This is a genomic window from Rhodopseudomonas sp. BAL398 (genome assembly GCF_033001325.1).
Classification (GTDB): domain Bacteria; phylum Pseudomonadota; class Alphaproteobacteria; order Rhizobiales; family Xanthobacteraceae; genus JARJEH01.
In genome coordinates this window covers 4,394,350-4,411,023 of record NZ_CP133111.1, presented here as the reverse complement: position 1 = coordinate 4,411,023, position 16,674 = coordinate 4,394,350, and the positions used below count along the sequence as shown (strand labels likewise).

The window sequence follows — 16,674 nt, the reverse complement described above, 5'->3', positions numbered from 1 at the left end:
ATTGCCGCGGATTTGGGCGCAAGCGTCAAAGATTGGCGTTGCGACGCCTTCGCAAATTCATGTACGATCAGTCCACTTATTTGCAACGCAACCGGATCGGAAGCCGCCCGCATGAGCGTGGACTATGAGCTGTTCGATGCCGGCGACGTCACCCTGCAATCCGGCCGCGTCTTCGCCGAGATGCAGCTGGCCTATAAGACCTATGGCCGCCTCAATGCCGCCAAGGACAACGTCATCCTCTATCCGACATCGTTCGGCGCTCAGCATAGTGACATCGAATGGCTGATCGGCCCCGTGCTCGACCCCGAGCGCTACTTCATCGTGATTCCGAACCTGTTCGGCAACGGCCTGTCGTCGTCGCCCTCGAACGCGCCGCAGGCCTTTAAGGATGGCGCCTTTCCGGCGATCAGCTATTACGACGCCGTCGACGTACAGCACCGGCTGATCACCGAGCATTTCGGCGTCTCCAGAATCGCGCTGGTCTATGGCTGGTCGATGGGCGGCATGCAGGCCTATCACTGGGCGGCGCGCCATCCCGCCATGGTCGCACGCGCGGCGATCGTCTGCGGCAGCGCCCGCTGCTCGCCGTTCAATCATGTGTTTCTAGAAGGCGTCAGGGCGGCGCTGACCGCCGACCCGGCCTTTGTCGATGGCCGCTTCGTGGCGCAGCCCGCGACCGGACTACGCGCGATGGGCCGCGTCTATGCCGGCTGGGCGATGTCGCACGGCTTCTACCGCGACGAGCTGTGGCGCGGGCAGGGCTTCACCTCGCTCGAGGATTACCTCGCCCGCTCCTGGGACGTTGCGTTTTCCCGGCGCGACGCCAATGACCTGTTGGCCCAGATCGCGATCTGGCAGAGCGGCGATATCAGCCGCTGCGCGCAATTCGGCGGCGATCTGGCCAAGGCACTCGCCGCTATCACCGCGCGGATGCTGCTGATGCCGAGCCGGACCGACAGTTACTTCCAGGTCCGCGACAATGAAGACGAACTACCGCTGCTGACCGGCGCGCGCGCGGCCGAATTGGCGCCGATCCCGTCGGACTACGGACACCGCGCCGGCAACCCGGCTGCGATCGCCGCGGACCGCGACTTCATCAAGACCAAGGTGGCGGCACTTCTGGCGGCCGATTGAGGGAGCATTGCGATGAGCATCGAACTTGACGCCGACCGCAGCATCGATCGCCGGGCCTTGACGCCGGCGCAACTAAAAGAGCTGTCGGCGCGCTCCAATGAGCCCGGGCTGATCCGCGCGCTCGCCCATTACGGCGCGATCGTGCTGGTCGGCACCTTGCTGTGGCAGGTGATGATTCGTTATGGCCTGGTCTGGGCCGTTCCGCTGTTGCTGGCGCAGGGCTTTCTGGTCGCGTTCCTGTTCATGCCGCTGCATGAGGCCGCCCACAAGACCGTGTTCCGGTCGAAATACATGAACCTCGCGCTCGGCCATCTGTCGGCGCTGATGATCATCTATCCCTATGAAGCCTATGCGCTGTTCCACTGGGATCATCATCGTTTCACCCAGGACCCGCAGCGCGACCCCGAACTACTCAACGCCACCATCCCTACATCCGATACGCGGCTTGCCGTCACCTATAGCGGCATCGTGCAGCTGGTGAAGCGCATCGTTGCGCTGGTCCGGCGCGCCACCGGCGACGCCGTGGCGCCCTGGATCCCGGAGAACAAGCGAGCGATGGTGGTGCGCGAAGCGCGCGCCTATCTGGCGGTCTATCTGGTGCTGCTGGTGGCATCACTGGCGCTGTCCAGCACCATGCTGTTGTGGGTCTGGCTGCTGCCGCTGTTCATCGGCCAAGCATTTCTGCGGCCCTATCTGCTGGCGGAACACACCGGCTGCGAGCGGACCCGCAGCGCCTTCGAGAACACCCGCACCACCTATACGGGCGATGTGATGAAGTGGTTCACCTGGAACATGCCGTTTCATGTCGAACACCATGCCTATCCGTCGGTGCCGTTCCACGCTCTGCCGAAGCTCAATGCCATCGTCGACGAGCGCATTACCCATAAGGGGCGCGGCTACCGCGCCGTCACCCGGCAGACCTGGGCCTGGTTTCGTCAGGCGCGGCTGAACGGCGGATAGCGCGCCGCTATCTGGTTGACCCGGCATCGAGCTCGCGGCAAGGCCGCGCGCTGCGGCGAGATTCCGGGTTCGCTCGCAGCTATCGCTGCTCGCGCCCCGGAATGACTGCATCCTTTGCAGGCACCGCCCATGAAGATACGCGAGCTCTATGGCTTCGCCAGCACCGACGTCACAAGCTGCTCGGCATAGGATTTGGTCAGCGCGCGCAGCCCGAAGACATATTGATAGAACAGCGTGCCGTAGATCCGGTCGTACAGATCGGGCGCGGGATCGGCCGACGCGATGCTGCCGTCGCTCTGGCCCGATCGAATGATCCCGACCCCGACCTGCCGGCGGATCGCCAGATAGCGCTCGGCGAAGGCCTTGGCCGAGCCGGCCCCGGCGATGCATTCGGCGATCACCGCCAGCTGCACCCGGCCGAAATCGCCGTTCAATGCGGCCACATAGGCCGCCGCATGGTGCCTGATACAGGCCAGCGCGTCGCCGTCCTCCCGCAATGGCAGCATCGCGGCGGCCTGGCGCAAAAATGCATCGATCAGCAGCGCCTCCCGCGACGGCCACCATTTGTAGATCGTCATCTTGGAGACGCCGGATTCGCGCGCGACCGCGTCGATGCTGGTGGCGGCAAGACCGCTCGACGCCATCATGCGATAGGCGGTCTCAAGGATCGCCTGCTCGGTCTCCGCCGATCTCGGCCGCCCCCTCGCCTTGGTCGCCACCATCTTCACGTTCGTTGCCTCAGGACATCCATGCCTCAGCTTACAGGACCCGGGGGCATGGCGTGAGCGGCAAAACCGCACGCGACCTTCGGTGAAGCAAGACCGCCTTCGCGGTGACGCGGGCATCGCGCGCCGATAGCTCCGGTTCTGATCAATCAGGTCGGAGCTATCGTTTTGACGCGTTGTCTTCAGGCGGTCGCGGCCAAGCCGGCGGCGAAGTCGCGGTAGGCATGCAAGGGACGGCCCAGCATCGCGGTCAGGCGTTCGACGTCGCCCGTGTCCGGCACCATGCCGTCGACGACGAAGCGCTCGGCCATCAGGCGCATCTCATAGGCCATCCATCCCGGCATGAAACTCGCCATGTTCTGCTCGAAGCCGCTGGGGTCGTCGCCCCCATAGACGACCGGGCGGCCCAGCACCTCGGACCAGATCGTGGCCACGCCCGCACCGGTCAGCGTGTCCGGGCCGACCAGATTGATGGTCTCGATCGGCAGCTTGCCGGGGGCCTGCGCCCGGCGGATCAGCTCGATGGCGGCCACCTCGGCAATATCGCGGGCGTCCACCATGGCGATGCCCTTGTTGCCGATCGGCATCGGATAGACGCCGGCGTTGAAGATCACGTCCTTGATCGTAAGGTCGTTGTCGATGAAGTAGGACGGCCGCAGGATGGTGGCGCCGAAATCCATCGCTTGCAGCATCCGCTCGGCGCCGGCTTTCACCGCGAAATGCGGCACGTTGACGAAGCGATCGGCGTGGATCACCGACAGATAGACGACGCGGTCGACGCCGGCCTCTCGGGCGACGTTCAAGGTGATGATCGCCTGGGTGAATTCGTCTCCGGTCACCGCATTGAGCAGGAACAGGGCGCTGACACCCTTCAACGCGGCCCGCAGCGCGGCGAGGTCGAGCAGGTCGCCCTGGGCGACGTCGACCCCGGCCGGAAAAGCGGCTTTTGCCGGATCGCGGCTGAGCACGCGCACGCTGGCGCCGCGATTGACGAGTTGCTGAACGACATGGCGGCCGACACGGCCGGTGGCGCCGATAACGAGGATGGTCATGAATGTCACTCCTGATTTGGGAATGCCGATTGGCATGTCCGCAAATTAGCGATCCATATTCATGCAAATAGTCGTTATATCTGGACGCTCTGTCTCACAGGTGGAACAATGGATCTGCTGGCTCTGGTCGATTTCAATCTGGTGGCGCGTCATGGCGGCTTTGGCAAAGCCGCCCGAGCGACGCTGCGCCCGAAGGCAACCTTGTCGCGCCGCGTCGCAGAATTGGAGGCCAGCCTCAATCTGCGGCTGTTCGAGCGCAGCGCCCGCGCCCTGAAACTCACGCAGGAGGGCCGCGCGCTCCACGAGCGCAGCAGCGCCTTGCTGCTCGAACTGGATGAGACGACGGCGACCGTCGCGTCGGGCGGGACCCGGCCGCGAGGGCGGCTGCGGATCAGCGCCCCGCTGCTGTTTTCACAGACCGCGATGGGCAAAATTGCAGGCCAGTTCGCGTTGAAATTCCCCGAGGTGAACCTCGAGGTCACGGCCGAAGATCGCGGCGTCGATATGATCGAGGAAGGTTATGACCTTGCGATCCGCGTCAATCCCGCGCCTGATGAAAGCCTGGTCGGCCGCGTCTTTCTGCGCGACCGTCTGGTCGTCGTCGCAAGCCCGTCGCTTCTCCGCGGCCCCGTCGACGCCATGGTCCCGGCAGTCGTTCGCGGCGGCGACGCCCAGATCGAAACCTGGCGCGTGGTGACGCCGGCCGGGACATCGGATCTGACCGCCAAACCGATCCTCCGGCTGTCATCCCTTCTGATGATTCGCGACGCGGTGCGGGCGGGCGTCGGCGCCGCGCGGCTTCCGATATCCCTGGTGATGCACGACATCGCTGCCGGACGGCTGGTGCATTGGGCCGACGTCGATGGGCCGCAGATCACCCTGTGGGCGCTCTATCCCTCCCGCCGACTCCTCAGCGCCCGCGTGTCAGCCTTCCTCGCATTTCTGAAGGCGGCTTTTCCCGAAGGGACCCCGGACGAACTTGCCGATTACATCGCCCAGCGATGACCGCCACGGCGCGCGCCTATCCATGCAGGGCGGGCTCTCAACGATGCATGGGATCGACGCGAAATTGGTGCCCCTGGCCGGAATCGAACCAGCACTCCTTGCGGAACTCGATTTTGAGTCGAGCGCGTCTACCAATTCCGCCACAGGGGCATCGCGCCGCCGAACAAGGGGGTGCGAAGCCGGCGGAATATAGCGGGCGGGGGCGGCCGGTCAACCCGCGCGAGGCCTACACCGCGCTGTGATCGGTTTGCGGCTCGACAGCGATGTGGCCGCGGGATAGGACCCAGTTCCAACCGGAGACCGACCGTGACTGTCGACATCCCCCTCAAATCAGGCATCGAGGCCGCTTCGTCACGTCCGGCGCGGATGGCGGCGCTGACCATTGGCCTGGTTGCGGCGGCGGCGCTGGCCGGCGCCTGGTATTTCCAGCTGGTGCTGAAGATCTATCCCTGCCCGCTCTGCCTCGAACAGCGCTATGCCTATTATCTGGCGTTCCCGCTGGGCTTTCTGATCGCGCTGGCCGCCTCCCGGCAAGCCCCGCGCACCTTGCTGATCGCCGGCCTTGCGATCCTGGCGCTCGCCATGCTCGGCAATGCCGGGCTGGGGGCCTATCATTCCGGCGTGGAGTGGAAATTCTGGGCGGGTCCGAGCGATTGCAGCGGACCGCTGCTCGATCTTGGCAAATCCGGCCTGGCAGGCGGCCTGCTCGACCAGCTCGACAGCGTCAAGGTGATCCGCTGCGATGAGGCGCAGTGGCGCTTTCTCGGCCTGTCGCTGGCGGGCTATAACGTGCTGATCTCGCTGGGGCTGGCAGCGATCGCCAGCTGGGGCATCGCCAAGACGGCGCGGTGAGCGCCTCAGAGCCTGACTGAAAAGCGATCAACAAAACGGCCTTCAACGTCGTCATTGCGAGGAGCTCTTGCGACGAAGCAATCCAGTCTTTGCTTGGCGCCCTGGATTGCTTCGCTGTCGGACGGCGCGATGCGCCGTCGGCTCGCAATGACGGAATCAAATCTCGATTTATTGGCCTCTCAGTCAGACTCTCAGGATGAGGACTTCACTTTAATCATCGAGATCGTCGGCGGCGCGGCCGAACAGATGTACGATCCCCGGCGTGGCGATCGAGACGAAGATGAAGCGCGACAGATGATGCGCGCCGACGAATACCGGATCGACGTGCAGGGTCAGCGCCAGCGCCAGCATGGCGTCCATCGCGCCGGGGGCGAAGGCCACCACGACGTCGCTGAATTTGACATGCATGGTCAGAGCGATCGCCGTGACGAACACCGACGAGATCGCAATCGCCACCGCGAATGACCCGAGCGCCGCGCCGAGATGGCTGAGAATGGTGCGCAGCCGGATCGCGCCGAATCGCGAGCCGATCAGGGTGCCGATCCCGGTCAGCGCCGCGATATAGGCCCATTGCGGCAGAGTGCCCTCGACCAGGCCGGCACCGTGCAGCACCGACGAGCCAAGCATCGCCCCGAACATCCAGGCAGCCGGGAATTTCAACCAGCGCAGCAACAGCGCCGCTGCCACCGCGACCGCGGCGAGCTCGGCCAGCGCCAGCGGCGTGGCGATCGGGCCGCGCGACGGCAGCGGGCCGTGCCCCATCATGCCGGAGGCGGCCAGCAGCATCGGCACCGCGCCGGTCAGAATGATCACCCGCATGATTTGCACCACCGCGATGCCGGGCACGTCGGCCTTGCGCTCGGTCGCCAGCATGATGATCTGCGACAGCGCGCCGGGACTGCCGGCCAGCAGCGCCGAGGTGCGGTCCCAGCCATGGACCCACTGCAAGTAATAGCTGCTGCCGAAGGTCGAACAGAACGTCGCTGCGGCCAGCATCGCGATCGTCACCGGATAGGCGCTGAGATTGTGGATCATCGCCGGCGACACCATCGAGCCCAGCGACAGACCGAGCGTCATCAGGATCACATGGGCCAAGGGCTGCGGCAGGCCCATCTTGCGGCCGGACAGCCCGGCGGCGGCGACCGCCACCATCGCGCCGGTGATCAGCCCGCCCGGCAATTGCGCCCAATAGAACAACGCCCCGCCGCCGATGCCGATCAGCACGGTCTCGAGCACGTTCAGGGTTTTGGCTTGGACGCTGGGAGGCGGGGTTTGTTCGGACACGCGCCGTTATGGCAAATCCGGCCAGCTGCGACAAATGCGCAAGACGCGCGGGGCCATGCGTTCAACCGCGCCAGTGCCGTGGGGCCGGCACTGGCGCGGTCGGCTCGTTCAGATCGGCTTTGCGGTCTTGATGCAGGCCTTGCGGAATTTCTTGCGTTCCTTGCCGTGCAGCCCCTTGGCGTCGGCCTGCTTCGAACAATCGAGCGACGCCGCGGTGCGCGGGGCCGCGGTCTTCTTGGCCGTCGGCGCCATCGTCGAGGGCGCGGTTTTCGGCGCCGGCGCTGCGGTCTGGGCGAATGCCGCGCCGGTCAGCAGCAGCGAGGTGACGGCGGTGGCAACTGCGCAACGGGATAGCATGTTCATCGGACACGACCTGTCGTTGGAGGGGCCACCATCCTCCGGGGCGGATGCTGAACCGCCCGTGAATACCGCCGATTTTTTGACCCAAGCCGCCGCCGATCGCATTGCCTCGGTTTGGCTGCACGCTAGGATGGAGTTGTCCACGGGGTTTTCAGGGGAGAGCCGCAATGACGACCACCAAACATCTGACGATCATGGCTGCGACGACGATCGCCGCGGGTTTTATCGCGCTCGCAACGGCGCTGCCGGCCAACGCGCTGACGGCGCAGGAATGCAGCGCGAAATATCAGGCCGCCAAATCCGCCGGCACGCTGAACGGTCAGGCCTGGAATGATTTCCGCAAGGAGCAATGCGGCGCCGAGGCGACGGCGGCCGCAGCACCCGAGGCCACGGACACGAAGGCCGCGGAAGCCAAGCCGAAGCGGAGCAAATCCGCCGCCAAGCAGGCACCACCGCCATCGGCCGGTCCGGCCACCTTTCCGTCCGCCATCGACCCGAAATTCGCCAAGGAGACGCCGTCCCGCGCCCGCCTTCATACCTGCGCCGCGCAATGGAAGCTCAACAAGGAAGCCAACACCACCGGCGGATTGCGCTGGATTCAGAAAGGCGGCGGTTATTGGAGCGAATGCAACAAAAAGCTGAAGGGCTGAACTGCGCCACCGGTCATTGACAAGCCGGGCGGAAACGCTGAATCGGACCTCTCGATAAGCCGAGGTGTCCGATGATCGCGAGTCTGGGGTTGATCCTGCTGTGCCAATTGGCCGGCGAGGCGATCGCGCGCGGCTTCGCGTTGCCGCTACCCTCGGCGGTGATTGGCCTGCTGCTGCTGCTACTACTGTTGCTGGCGCGGGATTGGTCCGAACTGCTGGCGCGCGGACCGTTGCGCGACGGTGGCCTCGAGACCACCGCCAGGGGTTTGCTGGCACATATGTCGCTGCTGTTCGTACCGGCCGGCGTCGGGGTGATCCAGCAATACGATCTGCTCGCCGCCCACGGGGTGGCGATCGTCGCGGTGTTGATCGGCTCGGTGCTGGTGACCTTGATGGTGACGGTGGCGACATTCATGCTGGCGGTGCGGCTGATGGCGCGGTGGAGAACGCCGCGATGAGCAACAATCCGTTCTCGCTATGGGTGTATCTGTCGCAGACGCCGCTGCTGTGGCTGACCATGACGCTGCTGGTCTACGCCTTCACTGACGCGATTTCGCTCGCGACCGGGCGCAATCCGCTCGCCAATCCGGTGCTGCATGCGATGTGGATCATCGGCGCCTTCCTGGAGCTGACCGGCACATCCTACACCACCTACTTCTCTGGCGCGCAATTCGTGCATTTTCTGCTCGGGCCGGCGACCGTGGCGCTGGCGGTGCCGCTCTATGAACACCGCAAACAGGTGATCGCGGCGATCCTGCCGATGACGCTCGCGCTCGTGGTCGGCTGCATCACCGCGATCGTCTCGGTGGTCTGGCTCGCCCAGCTGGCCGGTCTGCCGCGCGGCGTGGTGCTGTCGCTGGCGCCGAAATCGGTCACCGCCGGCGTCGCGATGGGAATCAGCCAGTCACTCAATGGCGACCCGTCGCTGACGGCGGTGGCTGTGGTTCTGACCGGTATCCTCGGCGCCGTGATGGTGACGCCGCTGATGAACGCCATGGGAATCAGGGATTTTCGCGCCCGCGGCTTCGCCGCCGGGCTGGCGTCGCACGGCATCGGCACCGCGCGGGCGTTTCAGGTCGACGCCGTCGCCGGCGCCTTCGCCGGCATCGCGATGAGTCTGAATGCGCTGGTGACCTCGCTGCTGGTTCCGCTGGCGGTGACGCTGCTGGTGCGCTGACCCGCAAGCTTGGTGCGCTGACCCGCAAGTTCCGTCGCGGCGAGCATCTTTGCGCCTATCCAACACCGGCGGCAGACTATATGTGAGCGCCAACTGGTTTCACTCTGAACAGCCGTGGCGTTCGGGTTCCGTGGAGATTGCAATGACCGACCGAACCGATCCGGCTGCCCTGGCGCCCGCGCCAAGCAATCTGCGCAGCCGTCGCCAGGCTTTGGGGCTGCTCGGCGCCAGCGCGGTACTGCTCGGGCTGGAGATCGCGCCGGTGCGGGCGCGCGGACAGACCGGAGCCGATGACGGCAACGTCCTCACCGAGGCCAAGGTGCTGCGCGACTCCGAGATTCCGGTCGCCGGCAACCCCAAGGGCGACATCACCATCGTCGAATTCTACGACTACAACTGCCCCTATTGCCGCAAGCTCGCCCCCGAACTGAAACAGGTCGTGGCCGAGGACGGCAAGATCAGGCTGGTGCTGAAGGATTGGCCGATCCTGGGGCCGGTCTCGGTCTATGCGGCGCAGCTCGCATTGGCGACCAAATATCAGGACAAATTCTTCGCCGCGCATGACGCGCTGATCGGACTCAATGAAAAGCTGACCGAAACCGGCGTCCGCGAGCGTCTCGCCAAGGCCGGCATCGACGTCGACCGCGCCACGCGCGATCTCGACACGCACAAGGCCCAGATCGAAGCGATCCTGAAGCGCGCCGACGATCAGGCCACCGCATTCGGTTTTCAGGGAACGCCGAGCTTCATCATCGGCAAGTTCCGGGTGCCGGGACCGTTGACCAAGGAGCAATTCAAGCTGGCGATCAGCGACGCCCGCAAGGCGGCGGCGAAGAAATAGCGCGACGGCGCGCTTATTTTTCCGACAGCTTGGTCCAGTCGCGTTGCACGCGGGCCTTCAGGCCATCCCACTGGGTGGAGGCGACGTCCCAATTGACGATGGTGCGGTCGGCAAGCGCGACCTCGCCATTGGCGACCGTCGAGGTCGACAGCGAATCGCGGATATAGACGCCCAATGTGAGCAGCAACGCGCCCAAGATCATTCCAACAAACAAACGCATTGCAGTTCTCCAATTGACCGCGACCAACGCGGACCGTCGCGCTTTGGTTCCATCCGGCAAATCGCTGAGGCGGCCTGTCGCCTTGAGCCGGCGTGGCGATGCGCTAGACTTCAACCATTGAGGCGCAAGGATCACCACAGGATCAAAGGATCACCACAGGATCACAGGCCGAGATCATGACCGATTTTCCGCTTCCCGCTCTGACCCGAACCGCGCCAGCCTGGCGGCTGGCTGTGCCGGCGCGCAGCGCCACGCTTGTGGCGGTCGCGATCGCGGCCGCTGCCGCATATCTATCGGGCAACCCGGCCGCGACCGCGCAGGCCGTGCAGCAGTCAGGCGATGAATTGACGCTGCTGCTGCGCTTCATGGCGGTGGTGAAGGCGGTGCTGGCGCTGGGCGCGCTGGCGGCGGTGATCTGGCGGCTCGGTCATCCGGCCTCCGCGGTGATCGCATTGAGCTATGCGGGATCGACCGTGCTGATGGGCGCCGCGCCGGTGCTGATCTGGCAGATGGCGCATGTCGCCGGCGGCGCCGCCTTGTTTCATCTGGGCCTGTTGCTGCTCGTGGTTGCGCTGTTCGCCGACCGCGGCCAGGTGCAAGAATTGGCCAAAGCGACCATCAGGCACTGAGCCAATCCAGCAGCGTCGCGTTGACCTCGCGCGGATAGCAATGGCTGAGATCTTCGATCTCGCGCAAGATCACGTCGGCGCCGGCTGCCGATAGCGCCTGCCGCGCCTGCCGGGCGACCTCGACCGGAAACATCCAGTCGAGCCGGCCGTGGACGATCTGGATCGGCAGGCCGCGCAGCCGTTCGGCATCCACCATCTGCGCCAGCATCGGATGAAAGGTGGCGGCGACCGGCGCCAGATGGGTGAAGGGCGACGTCGTTTCCAGGCCGCTGACATAGCAGAAGGTGCCGCCATCGCTCATGCCGGTGAGCAGCATCCGCGCCGGATCGATGCGCCAGCGCGCACGCAGCTGATCGAGGATCCGCAACAGATTCGGCGTATCGGCGTCCTCGCCCATCAACGCCCAGCTGCCCCCGATGGCGGTCGGCGCCACCACGATCGCGCCGCGGCTGCGGGCATCGCGCAGCCAGCTCCACAAGAAGCCGCGGCCATTGCCGCTGCCGCCATGCAGCGCCATCACCAGCGGCCATGTTCGATCCGGCGTGTAGTATTCCGGCACATAGAGTGAAAACCCGCCGCGGCTGCCCGGCTCATTGGCGTGGTGCGAGATCCCGGTGTCCGGGCTTGCCGGCTGCGCCAGCCGCGCCGACAGATCTGCATCGTCCCGCAGCGATGGATCTGTGAAGAAGACCGAGACCGGCGGCAATTGAGCCGCCAGCGGATAAAGCGCCTCCGCGGCCTTCGGTAGCTGGCGCAGGGCGCGGCCAACCGCGATCAGATCGCCGTCGCCGGCTTCGACCGCGCGCAACCCGGCAAAGCCGGCGAGCGCCGCCGCACTGGCGGATTGCAGCGGTCCGCGCAGATGCGCAAAGGAGTCCGGCCAGTTTGCCAGCCTCGGCACCACTTCCCCCAACAGCCGATCGGGCGCGCCGATCCGCTGCATCACGGCGCCGAATTGCGGCGGATGAAGATAGCGGGCAACGAAGCCGAGCGCTTCCAGCGACTGCAACAATGGCGGCAGCAACGCCACGATGTCGTCGACCACGGCGTCGCTCATCGGACTACGTCCCCCTCGCCGGTCGCTCAGCCGCACCATTGCGCATAATCGCGACGGACCGCTGCTGCCGCGGTTTTCGCCGCCGCGTTCAGCCAGCCCCGCTTGCGCCGTTTCAAATCGGCGAGCAGAACCTTGGCGCCCGGCGAGCCTGCGGCATGGATCGATCCGAGGTCGTAGCCCATCTCCCACAGCAGATTGGTGCGGACGATCGTACCGACTTTGCGGCCGAGCTCGATCTTGCGCGAATCCGGGGCGAGGCGGCGAATCACGAAATGGTGGCGCGCCTCGAGCAACGGGTCGGAGGCTCGGTATCTTCCCGTCGCCAGTTCGAGAAAATGCGAACTCGCACTGTCCTCGCCATGGGCCCAGACCCAGGCCGACGACACCAGCGCCTTGGCCTCGCGCAGCACCCGCCCGCCGCGCCAATCGGCGACCGCCACATAGCGCGGCCGCCCGAGACTGCCGGTGCCGGCAACGCGACGGAAGTAGCACACATTGGTTGCGTGTTTGGGCAGGCTCTCGACCAGATGGCGCTTGAGTTTGCGCGGCGGATCGGCGGTCGGGTATTTGGCGACCTTGGCCCAGAACTTGTCCGAGGTCTTGTCGGCCGCCACGGCGTAGCGCAACATCCAGGTGTCGCTTTCGTCGAGCAGCGCCGGACGCGGCTGCGCCAGACCGGCGCGATAGCCCTTCAGCAGCGCCGCCCCGGCCGCGTCCTTCTTGAGCTTGCCGCGCGGAGCCAGCCGGACGCTGGTTGCAAGCCGCAGCAGATCCAGCGGATAGGGCATCATTGCGGCTTCGTCGAAATCATTGACGCCCCAGACCAGCCGGCCCTCGGCGTCGCGCCAGGTGCCGAAATTCTCCAGATGCATATCGCCGACCGACAGCACCGCGGGCGCGTCCATCAACTCCGGGCACAGCGTCGGAATGGTCTTGGCCCAGCGGAAATAAGTCGCCCGCAGGAAGATGAAGGCATTCTCCTTCATCTTCGCGTGCTTGTGCCGAACGTCCTTGCCGACCACCTCGCACTGCATCCGCAGCCAAGCTTCGTAAGCGGCGTTGTCCTTGCGGAACGATCCGTCCTGATGACGCGACATTGGCGCCTCCGCGCGGCTTCGGCGATCGCATTTCGCCACGATCGATTGACTCTGGAGCAGGGTTCGGCCGCAATGCAATCAGAAAAGCGCGGTCGGTCGATCCGCCTTCAAATGCTCCGCGATTTGGCTGCCCGGCGATGGCGACTCCCACCCCCGATTTGATCGAGCTGCAGGTCGACGACATCGCCCAGCTGTTTCACACCCTCGATCCGTTCCCGTTTCGCGAACGCGATCTCGACAGAGTGGCAGAGGACTACATCGTCGATTGGGCGCGTGAACTGGGCACCGACCGGCCGATCCGGATCGCGGTGCATTTCCCCGACACCGACGCGCAGCAGGCCGCGGCGCGGGATTTCAGCGTCGCGCTGGGCCGTTACTTCGCCGAACGCGCCGCCACCACCCAGCGCGAACTCCGCGAGCTGTTTCGGGTCGGCCGGCGCTCGCTCGCGATCGGCGTCTCGATCCTGGTCGTCTGTCTGGCGCTGGCCCACCTGGCCGGCGGCCATCTGATCGACTCGCCGTTTCGGCGACTGGTCGAGGAGAGCTTCCTGATCCTGGGCTGGGTGGCGAACTGGCGCCCGCTGGAGATCTTTCTGTACGGCTGGCTGCCGATCGCGCGGCGCCGCGATCTGTATCGCCGGCTGTCGGCCGCCAATGTCGAGCTCAAGCCCTATCCGCACGCCGCCGGCTAACGGCTCACATCGTGATCGGGGCCAGCAGAGCCCCCGCCCAGGCGGCCAACGCCACCAGGATCAATCCCGGCACCACGCGAAGCGCGAAGGCCCACCCGCCGGCGCCGCCGGCCAGCACGATCTTGCTGATCGTGTTGGTGGAAAAGCCCGCCAGAATCGGCAGCAGCGCGTCATGGACGGCGATCTTGCCATTGCCGACCAGCGACGCCACCGAGATCGCCGACGAATGGGCATCGACAAAGCCGGCAACAGCGGCGGCCACCATCATGCCGTTGTCGCCGAACAAATCCTGCAGCGCGGCTGCGGCGACCATGATGACGGACAGCGTCAGCCCGAAGGTCAGCGCCATCGGCAGGCTGAAGGCGCGGCCGCGTTCCGGCTCGCGCTCGGCCTGCCGCCGCAACGCGATCACGGTGAACACCACCCCATAGACCACCGAGGTCAGCCCGGCGCAGAGCAGCGGCACCGCGAGCAGGCGCAGCGTGGCCGGACTGGTGGCCGCCAGCACGATCGCCAGCTGAACGATCGTCGCCACCGTCGACAGCACCGCGCCGCCGACGGCGGCGGCGAGGCTCTCAGGGGCCTTCGCGGCGCGCGCGCCCATCGCCCCGATGGTGGCGGTGCTGGAGATGAATCCGGATGCCAGACCCGCGAGCGGTAATCCGAATCGCGCGCCGAGCAGCCGAACCGCGAGATGGCCGGCCGCGCCGATCGCCATGATCAGCAGCACGATGATCCAGATCGTATGCGGATTGAGCGCCCCATAGGGCCCCATCGGGCGATCGGGCACCAGCGGCAGCACCACCAGCGACGCGCTGGCGAAGATCAGCCCATCCTCGACTTCCTGTTCGGTCAGCACCTGGCGCACGAAGCGGTGCAGCCGATCGCGCGCGGCAAGCAGCAGAGCCACGGTGACGGCGAGACCGCCGGCGAGCGCGGCGCGCTCGATGGCGAGACCGCCCAGCAGCACCGTGGCGATCAGCGCCATTTCGGTGGTGAGGCCGGGGTCGGTTTCGCGCCCGCGCCAATAGGCGACCGCGGTCAGCGCGATCGCGCCGGCGGTGACGACCGCCAGCAGCGTATCGCCGCCGGCCAGCACGCTGATGGCGCCCGACAATGACGCGATCGCGAAGGTCCGGATCCCGGCGGGCGCCCGCGACGGCCCGTCGCCCTTGCGGCGCTCCCGCTCGACGCCGATCAACAGCCCGATCCCGAGCGCGATGACGAGATTCAGGATCACCGGCTCGATCGTCAACGCCATTACCCTTCCCGCACCTGCCCCGACATCTGCTCCGGAGCACGCTATAGCAGAGCAGGTGCAAACCGCGGTTGCGCCGGATCATGGTTTGGTTCACGCCGGCATCCACGATATTCTGAAGCAGTCGCGGCGATGCCGCAGACCAGGAACCAACGGTCCACATGCGCATCCACGAAGACAAATTCTTCCTGTTCCTGGTCGTTGCGGCGTCGCTGGCGTTCGGATTGATCCTTCGATCGTTCTACAGCGCATTGCTGTGGGGCGTGGTCATCGCGATCCTGTTTGCCCCGCTGTACCGGGGCCTGCTGAAGAGGACCGGCAACCGCAGCAACCTCGCCGCCATCGCCACTGTGACGATCATCGTGCTGATCGTGATCCTGCCGATCTCGATGGTTGGCGCCGCCTTGGCGCAGGAGGCCGGCGGCATGTACAAGAAAATCCAGTCCGGCGAGCTCGACCTGGCGCAACTGTTCCAGCAGATCCAGGCTGCCTTGCCGATCTGGATCAGCGATCTGTCGAGCCAGTTCGGCATCGCCAATCTCGGTGGCCTGCAGGAGCGGCTGTCGGCGGGGCTGCTGAAAGGCAGCCAGTTCCTCGCCGGACAGGCGATCAATATCGGGCAGAGCACCTTCGACTTCGTCGTCAATCTGTTCGTCATGGTCTATCTGCTGTTCTTCCTGCTGCGCGACGGCGACGCTCTGGCGCGCCGGATCAGGAACGCGCTGCCGCTGAGCCGGCAACGGCAGGACGAGCTGCTGGAAAAATTCACCGTGGTGATCCGCGCCACCGTCAAGGGCAACATGCTGATCGCGCTGCTGCAGGGCGCGCTGGGCGGCTTGATCTTCTGGGTTCTGGATATCAACGGCGCCCTGCTATGGGCGGTGGTGATGGCGTTTTTGTCGCTGCTGCCGGCGATCGGCGCCGGGCTGGTGTGGATTCCGGTCGCGCTCTATCTGCTGGCGACCGGTGCGGTGTGGAAGGGCGTGATCCTGATCGCCTTTGGCGCCCTGGTGATCGGCTTGGTCGACAATCTGTTGCGGCCGGTGCTGGTCGGCAAGGACACCAGGATGCCCGACTATGTCGTGCTGATTTCGACGCTGGGCGGGATCGAGGTGTTCGGCCTCAACGGCTTCGTCATCGGCCCGGTGATCGCCGCGATGTTCATCGCGGTGTGGGATATTTATGCGACGTCGCGCCGGGACGAGGAAGGCATTCGCGATGCCGCGTGAGCCTGTGAGACCGCCATGGTTCGAACCATCGCATTTTTGATCGCGTCGCTGATGACCGCCGAGATACGGTCCGAGACCGTCGACGTCGAAGCCAGCGGGCCCGTCGACCTGGCGCCGTTCGGGTGCCGGGACATCACCCGCAGCAGCGTCATCCAGCGCAGCTGCTACGACCCGGCGCAGGCGCGGCTGATCGTCAGCGTTCGGGGCGTCTACCACGATTATTGCGGCGTTCCGGCCAGCACATTCGCCGCCCTAATGGCGGCGCCGTCGATGGGGCAGTATTTCAGGCACAATATCGAGTCGGTCGCGCGCGACGGGCATTTCGACTGCCTGTCGCCTCCCGCACCGAACTATTAGAGCATGACCCCGAAAAGTGGATCCCGGTTTTCGGAAAAGATCATGCTCAAACAACAAGCTAGAGCGGGATGACGATTCGAAGATAAGTCATCCTG

20 protein-coding genes and 1 tRNA gene are annotated in these 16,674 nt (G+C 65.6%); 12 read left to right on the top strand and 9 right to left on the bottom strand.

Features of this window, described 5'->3' with window-relative positions; genetic code table 11:
- Positions 1-111 precede the first annotated feature (111 nt).
- On the top strand, positions 112-1,134 hold the full coding sequence (locus RBJ75_RS20825) for an alpha/beta fold hydrolase (protein ID WP_276156665.1): 1,023 nt from the start codon (positions 112-114) through the stop codon (positions 1,132-1,134).
- Between the two features lie 12 nt (positions 1,135-1,146).
- Positions 1,147-2,094, top strand: a complete 948-nt coding sequence (locus tag RBJ75_RS20820) for a fatty acid desaturase (RefSeq protein WP_044419068.1) — start codon at positions 1,147-1,149, stop codon at positions 2,092-2,094.
- A gap of 146 nt (positions 2,095-2,240) precedes the next feature.
- Here RBJ75_RS20820 and RBJ75_RS20815 read toward each other — a convergent pair whose 3' ends face one another.
- Complete coding sequence (locus RBJ75_RS20815; RefSeq protein ID WP_044418759.1) at positions 2,241-2,816, bottom strand: TetR/AcrR family transcriptional regulator; 576 nt, start codon at positions 2,814-2,816, stop codon at positions 2,241-2,243.
- A 185-nt stretch (positions 2,817-3,001) separates the two neighbouring features.
- Entirely contained in the window at positions 3,002-3,871 is an 870-nt protein-coding gene (locus tag RBJ75_RS20810) for an SDR family oxidoreductase (RefSeq protein WP_044418761.1), read from the bottom strand.
- 108 nt (positions 3,872-3,979) lie between these two features.
- Between RBJ75_RS20810 and RBJ75_RS20805 the strand changes: the two genes are divergently transcribed.
- A complete protein-coding gene (locus RBJ75_RS20805; RefSeq protein ID WP_276156666.1) occupies positions 3,980-4,876 on the top strand; it encodes a LysR family transcriptional regulator in 897 nt (298 codons plus the stop codon).
- 65 nt (positions 4,877-4,941) lie between these two features.
- Here the strand turns inward: RBJ75_RS20805 and RBJ75_RS20800 are convergent.
- Positions 4,942-5,026, bottom strand: a tRNA-Leu gene (locus RBJ75_RS20800).
- A 216-nt stretch (positions 5,027-5,242) separates the two neighbouring features.
- Between RBJ75_RS20800 and RBJ75_RS20795 the strand changes: the two genes are divergently transcribed.
- Positions 5,243-5,728, top strand: a complete 486-nt coding sequence (locus RBJ75_RS20795) for a disulfide bond formation protein B (RefSeq protein WP_044404580.1) — start codon at positions 5,243-5,245, stop codon at positions 5,726-5,728.
- 210 nt (positions 5,729-5,938) lie between these two features.
- Here RBJ75_RS20795 and RBJ75_RS20790 read toward each other — a convergent pair whose 3' ends face one another.
- Positions 5,939-7,012 carry an AbrB family transcriptional regulator gene (locus tag RBJ75_RS20790; protein WP_044404591.1) on the bottom strand — a complete coding sequence of 358 codons (1,074 nt, stop codon included), beginning with the start codon at positions 7,010-7,012 and terminating at the stop codon, positions 5,939-5,941.
- Positions 7,013-7,120: 108 nt separating this feature from the next.
- Entirely contained in the window at positions 7,121-7,375 is a 255-nt protein-coding gene (locus tag RBJ75_RS20785) for a PsiF family protein (protein WP_044404594.1), read from the bottom strand.
- A gap of 164 nt (positions 7,376-7,539) precedes the next feature.
- Here RBJ75_RS20785 and RBJ75_RS20780 point away from each other — a divergent pair, with 164 nt between their 5' ends.
- The 4 genes from RBJ75_RS20780 (at position 7,540) to RBJ75_RS20765 (ending at position 10,040) form a co-directional block, all read left to right on the top strand.
- Positions 7,540-8,022 carry a hypothetical protein gene (locus RBJ75_RS20780; protein WP_044404597.1) on the top strand — a complete coding sequence of 161 codons (483 nt, stop codon included), beginning with the start codon at positions 7,540-7,542 and terminating at the stop codon, positions 8,020-8,022.
- Positions 8,023-8,093: 71 nt separating this feature from the next.
- On the top strand, positions 8,094-8,480 hold the full coding sequence (locus RBJ75_RS20775; RefSeq protein WP_044404599.1) for a CidA/LrgA family protein: 387 nt from the start codon (positions 8,094-8,096) through the stop codon (positions 8,478-8,480).
- The gene (locus RBJ75_RS20770) at positions 8,477-9,199 is read left to right on the top strand and encodes an LrgB family protein (RefSeq protein ID WP_044404622.1); all 723 of its coding nucleotides are present in this window, start codon (positions 8,477-8,479) and stop codon (positions 9,197-9,199) included. The genes RBJ75_RS20775 and RBJ75_RS20770 overlap by 4 nt, the downstream gene beginning before the upstream one ends.
- 142 nt (positions 9,200-9,341) lie before the next feature.
- Positions 9,342-10,040 carry a DsbA family protein gene (locus RBJ75_RS20765; RefSeq protein WP_080900812.1) on the top strand — a complete coding sequence of 233 codons (699 nt, stop codon included), beginning with the start codon at positions 9,342-9,344 and terminating at the stop codon, positions 10,038-10,040.
- 13 nt (positions 10,041-10,053) lie between these two features.
- On the opposite strand, the gene RBJ75_RS20760 is transcribed toward RBJ75_RS20765, so the two are convergent.
- On the bottom strand, positions 10,054-10,260 hold the full coding sequence (locus RBJ75_RS20760) for a hypothetical protein (protein ID WP_044404602.1): 207 nt from the start codon (positions 10,258-10,260) through the stop codon (positions 10,054-10,056).
- A 176-nt stretch (positions 10,261-10,436) separates the two neighbouring features.
- Between RBJ75_RS20760 and RBJ75_RS20755 the strand changes: the two genes are divergently transcribed.
- Entirely contained in the window at positions 10,437-10,889 is a 453-nt protein-coding gene (locus tag RBJ75_RS20755; RefSeq protein WP_044404604.1) for a hypothetical protein, read from the top strand.
- On the opposite strand, the gene RBJ75_RS20750 is transcribed toward RBJ75_RS20755, so the two are convergent.
- Both RBJ75_RS20750 and RBJ75_RS20745 read right to left on the bottom strand, forming a co-directional pair.
- Positions 10,879-11,946 carry a phospholipase gene (locus RBJ75_RS20750; protein ID WP_044404606.1) on the bottom strand — a complete coding sequence of 356 codons (1,068 nt, stop codon included), beginning with the start codon at positions 11,944-11,946 and terminating at the stop codon, positions 10,879-10,881. The two genes, RBJ75_RS20755 and RBJ75_RS20750, sit on opposite strands and share 11 nt — an antisense overlap.
- Positions 11,947-11,972: 26 nt before the next feature.
- Positions 11,973-13,043 carry a DUF2252 family protein gene (locus tag RBJ75_RS20745; protein ID WP_044404609.1) on the bottom strand — a complete coding sequence of 357 codons (1,071 nt, stop codon included), beginning with the start codon at positions 13,041-13,043 and terminating at the stop codon, positions 11,973-11,975.
- Between the two features lie 137 nt (positions 13,044-13,180).
- On the opposite strand from RBJ75_RS20745, the gene RBJ75_RS20740 reads away from it, so the two are divergent.
- On the top strand, positions 13,181-13,735 hold the full coding sequence (locus RBJ75_RS20740) for a hypothetical protein (RefSeq protein WP_044404611.1): 555 nt from the start codon (positions 13,181-13,183) through the stop codon (positions 13,733-13,735).
- Between the two features lie 4 nt (positions 13,736-13,739).
- Here RBJ75_RS20740 and RBJ75_RS20735 read toward each other — a convergent pair whose 3' ends face one another.
- Entirely contained in the window at positions 13,740-14,996 is a 1,257-nt protein-coding gene (locus RBJ75_RS20735; RefSeq protein WP_044404614.1) for an MgtC/SapB family protein, read from the bottom strand.
- Between the two features lie 158 nt (positions 14,997-15,154).
- On the opposite strand from RBJ75_RS20735, the gene RBJ75_RS20730 reads away from it, so the two are divergent.
- Positions 15,155-16,222, top strand: coding sequence for an AI-2E family transporter (locus RBJ75_RS20730; protein WP_044404616.1), 1,068 nt, complete (start codon positions 15,155-15,157; stop codon positions 16,220-16,222).
- A gap of 15 nt (positions 16,223-16,237) precedes the next feature.
- The gene (locus RBJ75_RS20725; RefSeq protein ID WP_044404619.1) at positions 16,238-16,579 is read left to right on the top strand and encodes a KTSC domain-containing protein; all 342 of its coding nucleotides are present in this window, start codon (positions 16,238-16,240) and stop codon (positions 16,577-16,579) included.
- The last annotated feature ends 95 nt before the right edge of the window (positions 16,580-16,674 follow it).

Excerpts from the sequence above, each read along its gene's own strand:
- RBJ75_RS20825 (WP_276156665.1), top strand. The coding sequence starts at position 112 with ATGAGCGTGGACTATGAGCTGTTCGATGCCGGCGACGTCACCCTGCAA.
- RBJ75_RS20820 (WP_044419068.1), top strand. The coding sequence starts at position 1,147 with ATGAGCATCGAACTTGACGCCGACCGCAGCATCGATCGCCGGGCCTTG.
- RBJ75_RS20815 (WP_044418759.1), bottom strand. The coding sequence starts at position 2,816 with ATGGTGGCGACCAAGGCGAGGGGGCGGCCGAGATCGGCGGAGACCGAG.
- RBJ75_RS20810 (WP_044418761.1), bottom strand. The coding sequence starts at position 3,871 with ATGACCATCCTCGTTATCGGCGCCACCGGCCGTGTCGGCCGCCATGTC.
- RBJ75_RS20805 (WP_276156666.1), top strand. The coding sequence starts at position 3,980 with ATGGATCTGCTGGCTCTGGTCGATTTCAATCTGGTGGCGCGTCATGGC.
- RBJ75_RS20795 (WP_044404580.1), top strand. The coding sequence starts at position 5,243 with ATGGCGGCGCTGACCATTGGCCTGGTTGCGGCGGCGGCGCTGGCCGGC.
- RBJ75_RS20785 (WP_044404594.1), bottom strand. The coding sequence starts at position 7,375 with ATGAACATGCTATCCCGTTGCGCAGTTGCCACCGCCGTCACCTCGCTG.
- RBJ75_RS20780 (WP_044404597.1), top strand. The coding sequence starts at position 7,540 with ATGACGACCACCAAACATCTGACGATCATGGCTGCGACGACGATCGCC.
- RBJ75_RS20775 (WP_044404599.1), top strand. The coding sequence starts at position 8,094 with ATGATCGCGAGTCTGGGGTTGATCCTGCTGTGCCAATTGGCCGGCGAG.
- RBJ75_RS20770 (WP_044404622.1), top strand. The coding sequence starts at position 8,477 with ATGAGCAACAATCCGTTCTCGCTATGGGTGTATCTGTCGCAGACGCCG.
- RBJ75_RS20765 (WP_080900812.1), top strand. The coding sequence starts at position 9,342 with ATGACCGACCGAACCGATCCGGCTGCCCTGGCGCCCGCGCCAAGCAAT.
- RBJ75_RS20760 (WP_044404602.1), bottom strand. The coding sequence starts at position 10,260 with ATGCGTTTGTTTGTTGGAATGATCTTGGGCGCGTTGCTGCTCACATTG.
- RBJ75_RS20755 (WP_044404604.1), top strand. The coding sequence starts at position 10,437 with ATGACCGATTTTCCGCTTCCCGCTCTGACCCGAACCGCGCCAGCCTGG.
- RBJ75_RS20750 (WP_044404606.1), bottom strand. The coding sequence starts at position 11,946 with ATGAGCGACGCCGTGGTCGACGACATCGTGGCGTTGCTGCCGCCATTG.
- RBJ75_RS20745 (WP_044404609.1), bottom strand. The coding sequence starts at position 13,043 with ATGTCGCGTCATCAGGACGGATCGTTCCGCAAGGACAACGCCGCTTAC.
- RBJ75_RS20740 (WP_044404611.1), top strand. The coding sequence starts at position 13,181 with ATGGCGACTCCCACCCCCGATTTGATCGAGCTGCAGGTCGACGACATC.
- RBJ75_RS20735 (WP_044404614.1), bottom strand. The coding sequence starts at position 14,996 with ATGGCGTTGACGATCGAGCCGGTGATCCTGAATCTCGTCATCGCGCTC.
- RBJ75_RS20730 (WP_044404616.1), top strand. The coding sequence starts at position 15,155 with ATGCGCATCCACGAAGACAAATTCTTCCTGTTCCTGGTCGTTGCGGCG.
- RBJ75_RS20725 (WP_044404619.1), top strand. The coding sequence starts at position 16,238 with ATGGTTCGAACCATCGCATTTTTGATCGCGTCGCTGATGACCGCCGAG.